Source organism: Kitasatospora sp. NPDC057542 (genome assembly GCF_042801945.1).
Taxonomy (GTDB): domain Bacteria; phylum Actinomycetota; class Actinomycetes; order Streptomycetales; family Streptomycetaceae; genus Kitasatospora.
Genome location: NZ_JBHVFE010000528.1, coordinates 1 through 5,806, shown reverse-complemented (window position 1 = coordinate 5,806; position 5,806 = coordinate 1). Strand labels below are relative to the sequence as shown.

The 5,806-nt window shown below is 68.3% G+C and carries 6 protein-coding genes and 1 pseudogene; all 7 read left to right on the top strand.

Translation table 11 applies throughout. The annotated features are described in order from the left end of the window. A pseudogene (locus ACFU7Y_RS38600) lies at nucleotides 1-465 on the top strand (hypothetical protein); the annotation flags it as partial. Continuing rightward, nucleotides 462-1,130 carry a hypothetical protein gene (locus ACFU7Y_RS38595; protein WP_380771149.1) on the top strand — a complete coding sequence of 223 codons (669 nt, stop codon included), beginning with the start codon at nucleotides 462-464 and terminating at the stop codon, nucleotides 1,128-1,130. The pseudogene ACFU7Y_RS38600 and the gene ACFU7Y_RS38595, both read left to right, overlap by 4 nt. A gap of 98 nt (nucleotides 1,131-1,228) precedes the next feature. Next, complete coding sequence (locus ACFU7Y_RS38590; protein ID WP_380771148.1) at nucleotides 1,229-2,104, top strand: hypothetical protein; 876 nt, start codon at nucleotides 1,229-1,231, stop codon at nucleotides 2,102-2,104. Nucleotides 2,105-2,459: 355 nt separating this feature from the next. Then, nucleotides 2,460-3,155: a hypothetical protein gene (locus tag ACFU7Y_RS38585; RefSeq protein WP_224280575.1), complete on the top strand. Its 696-nt coding sequence runs from the start codon at nucleotides 2,460-2,462 to the stop codon at nucleotides 3,153-3,155. Beyond that, a complete protein-coding gene (locus tag ACFU7Y_RS38580; RefSeq protein WP_380771147.1) occupies nucleotides 3,152-3,832 on the top strand; it encodes a hypothetical protein in 681 nt (226 codons plus the stop codon). The genes ACFU7Y_RS38585 and ACFU7Y_RS38580 overlap by 4 nt, the downstream gene beginning before the upstream one ends. Before the next feature lie 172 nt (nucleotides 3,833-4,004). Further along, nucleotides 4,005-4,817, top strand: coding sequence for a hypothetical protein (locus tag ACFU7Y_RS38575; protein ID WP_380771146.1), 813 nt, complete (start codon nucleotides 4,005-4,007; stop codon nucleotides 4,815-4,817). Nucleotides 4,818-4,841: 24 nt separating this feature from the next. Further along, nucleotides 4,842-5,570, top strand: a complete 729-nt coding sequence (locus ACFU7Y_RS38570; RefSeq protein ID WP_380771145.1) for a hypothetical protein — start codon at nucleotides 4,842-4,844, stop codon at nucleotides 5,568-5,570. The last annotated feature ends 236 nt before the right edge of the window (nucleotides 5,571-5,806 follow it).

The following is a 5,806-nucleotide window of genomic DNA, read 5'->3' as shown; positions in this document are numbered from 1 at the left end:
CGTCCATGTCCGACACCCTCGCCGCTTCTTCCTCAGCGCCCGCCCGCCGGTACGCCTCAGCAGAGTCCTGGCGCACCGCTCGGACGACATCCGATCGTCCCGCCGAGGGCCAGGCCTTTCATCCTGGCAGCCGTCGACTACCGCAGGCGCGAACCCCGCACCGGCGACTCCTCCATGATCTTCACCAAGCGCTTCGGCCACCGCCTCACCGCACTCACCCTGGACGGCGGCATGCCGATCTCGACGCATGGCATGACGCAGAAACTGGGCCGCCACGGCATCCCGGTTCGCACCGCCCGCAACGCGGCGCTGGCCGCCCTCGCTGCTGATCTCCCCAGCCCGATCCTCGCCGACGTGACCGGGATGCACCGCCACACCGCACTCCGCTGGGTCGCCTACGCCCGACGCGATTGGGCCGAGTACCTCGCAGCTCGGACCGAGGACCAACAGAAGAACAGACGATGACCGACACGACCGGCCACAACGACGGGCGCACGGCCCGAGAAGTACGCGAGTACCTGCTCACCCAGTTGAACGACGCCCTGCGTCGGCCGGGGATGTACGGCGGAGAGACGGCACTCAGGCTCTACCTGGACGCAGTGGCGTTCGCGGACGCCGCCGAGCAGGCATGGCAGCAGGAACTGAAGGACCTGCAAACCCGCCGAGGATCCTTCTCCACCGGCGTGAGCGGAGCCTTTCAAGATCTCTGGGGTGATGCACACGAGGGCGCCGTGGCCTCGGTCTATGCCGAGATCGCATACCGTCAGGGATGGCTGCGACTCGACCGGACTCTCACCTCGGCTGAGCATGACGAGATCCGTCGTGTCAGCGAGACCTGGTGCCGCAAGGACCGTCTCCTCAGCGACGTCGTGACGGCGTTCGGTCCGCCCTCGGTGCTCTTCGGGGGAAACAACCCCAACTACCCGAAGACGCTGGCCTATGCGACCGACCGACGTGACGACACCCTGCTCTGTTTTCACCTCTGGAACGCCTTCGCCCCGAGTCCGAGCTCGTCGTCGGCCTCCGTTCATGCCGAGCCCGTTCTCTGGGCCTTCCGGGACGGCGGCACCCTGTTCACGGACGGCTTCACCTTCATCCCGGAAGGATCCGCCTGTCGGCGTGCGAGCTGAAATGCGGGCGCGGGGGAACTGGGTTGCGAGGCGGTCGGGAGCCGCGGTGGAATCGAGCGGGCTGTGCAGCTGCGGCCCAGACGGGGAGGGATCGGTTCATGTACGGGACGACAGCGCTGGACAGCGTGCTGCAGCAGGCACATGTGGTCCAGGTGAGCTCGGTGAGCGGGTTCGGGGCGGACGGAGAGATCCGGGTGGACCTCTCCGATCCGGCGGAGTCGGCACAGCTCAGGACGGCCATGACCGTGGAATCGCTGCCCGGGTTCCACTGCATGTGCCTCGGGGACGTCCGCTTCGAGGTGTTCGACCGGGACGGTGGGCGGCTTGCAGTCGTCGTCCTGCACCACGGGGCGACACTGAGGTGGGGACAGTGGGAGAGCGACGCCGTCCTCGCCGACGGCCGCCTGCTCCTGGCCTGGCTGGACAGGCACGGCATACCCGGCCCCATGCAACAGTTCGAGGCCGACCGGCAACGAGCGGAGGAAGGGGCCGAAGAGAAGCGCAACTGGCTGGCCGCGATGCCCGCCGGACTGGAGGGGCTCGCCGACCGGATCCTCGACCTCTCCCGCACCGGCGGCAGTCCCTCTCCCGAATTGCTCGCGGAACTCACGGACCGACTGCAACTGACGTTCCCCGACCCGGTGGAGCGGGTGCTGGCCCTGCTCGGCTGGTACGGCTCCGGCAGCGGGCGCTGCTCTGGCTACCCCGTCCACGAAGGCGTGCCTGGCGAACTGCTCGGCAGGGTGCCGATCGCCGACCTGCTCGCCGGGCTGGCTGACCCGCGGGCCGAGGAGCGGCACGACGCCGGGGCCGTGCGGCATCTGGTGGGTTGGAAGACTCGCCCGCGCCAGAAGCGGGACGTTGCCGGCCTGCCCGAACCGCTGCGCGCCCGATTGCTGGCGCACGCCCGCCACTCTGGAGACTCCGACAAACAGGGCCGCGCAGAAAGGTGGTTGGCACCCCCGCGGACCTGAGACCCGCCGGAACGTTCAGCGGCCGACGAAGGCGGCGCGGTCCGCAACAGGGAGGGGACGTGGGCAGCATGGGTTGTAGTAGCCGGAGAGCCACCGAGCCCCCGCCGCACCAAACCCGAGATCAATCGAGGGAATAGTGCACGGTCGGAATAACCCCCTCCCGCCAGTAAACCTGGAAGTCTGCGTCGGCTGCGGGCGCCGCCAGCCGGTCGCCGTCCGGCTCGCCGACGGTGTCCGCTGCCAGAACTGCCGGCCGAAGGAGATCAGGGGGTGCGGGATCTGCGGCCGCACCGCCCCATGCGAGGTCTCCCGGGCAACCGGCCAGCCCTGGTGCGAACGCTGCCAGCAGCGATGGGTGACCTGCAGCGGCTGCGGCACTGTCGCCCAGGCCCGCGGCGGCACCTGGGAGGAACTGTTGTGCGCGAAGTGCACCAACCCCGACCCCGATTTCTGGGGCCGCTGCCCCGCCTGCGCGACCACTTGGCAACTCAGCCCCCGCCCCTGCCAGCGATGTGTCCTCGACCAGAAGGTCCGCGACCTCCTCGGCGACAGCGCCGGAGCCATCAGGCCCGGACTCGCGCCCTTCCACGAGGCGTTGACGAGCGCCGAGCGCCCGGACGTCGCCCTGTCCTGGATCTCCCGCTCCAAGGCCCGGGACCTGCTGGAACGCATCGGCCGCGACGAGCGTCCCGTCACTCACGAGGTTCTCGACGAACTCCCATCGGGCAAGGTGCTGGCTCACCTGCGCAGTGTCCTCGTTGCGACCGGCGCTCTGCCGCCGCGCGACGAACGGCTCGTCGCCCTGGAGAAGTGGATCACCACGACAGTCCAAGCCCGCACGGACCCCACCGAACGCCGGATCCTGCACGGTTACGCGGTCTGGCACCACCTGCGTCGACTTCGCCGCCGTATCGGCGAACAGCACACCACCCAGCTCCAGGACCTCAACGTTCGCTGCCATGTCACTGCGGCCGACAACTTCCTCACCTGGTTCGCTGGTGAAGGACTCACCTTGGGCACTGCACGCAGCCCGACCTGGAACGCTGGATGACCGATCCCGACTTCAGCTACCGCGACGAGACCGGCCACTTCATCCGCTGGTCCGTACAGCATCGCCATGCCCACGGTCTCACCTGCGGCGCCGTCCGCTGGACCGGCCCGCAGGGCACCATCGACAGCGAGAAACGCTGGGCGGACGCATGGCGCCTCCTCAACGACAACGCGCTGCCCACCGCGGACCGCGTCGCTGGCCTGCTGCTGATCCTCTACGCGCAGAAGATCTCCGCCGTCAGTCAGCTCACCGTCGACGACGTCGACATCACTGGCGAGACCGTCGGGATCACCTTCGGAACCTCGCCCGTCATCCTCCCGACCCCGCTGGCCGCCCTGGTCCGCGAGCTCGTCGCGACCCGACACGGCAAGGCCAAGATCGGCACTCCGGACAACGTCCCTTGGCTCTTTCCTGGAGGACAACCCGGCCGTCCGCTCAGCGACAGCCAGCCCGGCATACGGCTTCACAAGATCGGCATCCGGCCCCAACAGGACCGCTCCACCGCCTTGTTCACCCTCGCCGCCGAACTGCCCGCCGCGATCCTCGCCCGGATGCTCGGCATCCACATCCAAGTCGCCGTCCAATGGCAGAAAGCGTCCGCCGGGGACTGGGCCGCCTACGCCGCAGACGTCAGCCGGCGGAACAGCTGGCCCGACCCGAGCGGAAGTGGCACATGACTCCTCATGAACAGCACCTTTGGGTCTGGGGCCGGCCTTCAACGAAGCATCATGCTGAGAATCGCGTCCCACCGCTGAAATGATCACTTCCCGGAAAACCTCCTCGTGTCGGGCGGGATCAGCCCGATATGGTCAGGCACGGACTGGTCGAGCATGGGATACGGGGGCGGCGATGGCGGGAATCCGGGTCGTGGCCTGTCTGCCCGCGGCTGCGCGGGATGACCTCGTCACGGCACTCGGGCAGGCGGTGGCACCGTTCGAGATGTACGCCAACCCGCAGTGGCGGTCTATCTGGGACTGGTGGGCGATCCGCGGAGGCAGTGACGGCAGCGGATTCTCGGCACGCCCCGGGTTCCACGACAGCACGCAGCTGATCCACGACGACCCGCGCAGCGATGGCACGCCGCTTCCAAGCCTGCCCGGGATGTGCGCCGGCGGGCCACGGGGGCTGCTGGACTTGACCGACTTTCGCGCACTCTCGAAGCGGATGGCGACCGTCCGAGCCCGAGCGGGTGATCCGTGGGATCTGTGGCACCGCCTCGCCCCCGAGCATCCGCCGATACTGCCGTGGTCGACGCTCCGCGCCCGTCACCTCGAGGATCCGCAGGGCTATCCGACGGAGCGGATGTGGGCCGACTTCACGACACAGCCGCTGCTTCAGGCGTTCGTCGCGGATCCGCTCAGTCAGATCCCGGAGCTCGGAGACATCTTGTGGTTGCACAACCAGATCGGCCTTGTCGCCGCACTCGACGGTGACCGGGCGGACTTCGTGCGCCGGGTGACCGCCCGCATCCAGCAACCCGACCTTCTCACGCTCGACGGCTGGTGGATCGAGGACGGAGATTCGCCAGTCCACGGGATCTGCGAGGACTGGGGCACCTGCCCTCACCTGGAGGATGGGTGGCACTACCAACACGACATCGGCGGGTACCTGGACGCGCTTGCCGACGATGTCCTGCTGATCAAGCTCAAGTGCCATGGGTGACCGGCCCCTGCTGGTCGCACCGACATGGCATTCGGACAGTTCCAATACCCGACTCCACCATTAGCCCGCCCCGGCGGCGCCCAGGCCGCCCTGCTTGCCGAAGTCGGAAAACTGGAAGCCGAACGCAACAAGGACCTCACCTGGCAGGTCTGGCAGGACTACAAGGCCGGTCGACGACCCGCTGGCCCCGGCGCCAAGAGCCTGCTCGACTTCTTCGCCTTCGTCGACGCCCAAGCCGACCGGGCACCCGGAGCGCCGGCCACCAAGCGCGGGGACCAAGGGGTGATGAACCTTCTTGCCCGGCGGGCGAAGACCCTGCACCTGGGCACCGCGAACTACTGCTGGTTCGCCGACCCCGCCAAGGCCCTGTGCCTGAAACTCGCCGGCACCCCGGCCGCCGACCAGCCCCTGCTGGGAATGTGCGACGCCGCGCGCTGCCCGCAGGCCACCCACCACCCCTGCCACCGGCCCGTCTGGGCCGCCAGCGCCGAGAACAAGAAGGCATTCATTGCCGCGATCGGCCGCAGCCAGCAAGTGGAGAAGACCCGGCTGCAGCAGGAACTCGACCGCGATATGCGCGGTCCTGGCCCAGCGCCTCCAAGCCCAGGAGAAGCAGCTCAAGGAAATCATGGCATTCCGACAGCTGGCCCTCTCCCGGCTCGCCGCTCAGCACCTGGAGATCGAACGTCTACGTGCCCAGTGCGTAACACGGGCGCAGGCCCCCGCCCAAGCGGTCACGCGGCTGCTGCCTAACGCATCCCTGGGGACGGTGACGTCCATCACGTCAGCAGCGATCCCGAGGCGACAGGAAAGCGACAACGCCGGGGGACCCGATACGAGCAGGCCTCGCTGCTAGCGCCTAGCTAGGGCCTGTGTGATGTTGTGATCAATCAATGGTCAGCAGGAGATCATCGATCCAGATCATCGAGGCGCGGAGGTGAAGGCCGGCGAGGTAGCTTTCCGGGCTCTTGTCATACCGGGTCGCGATG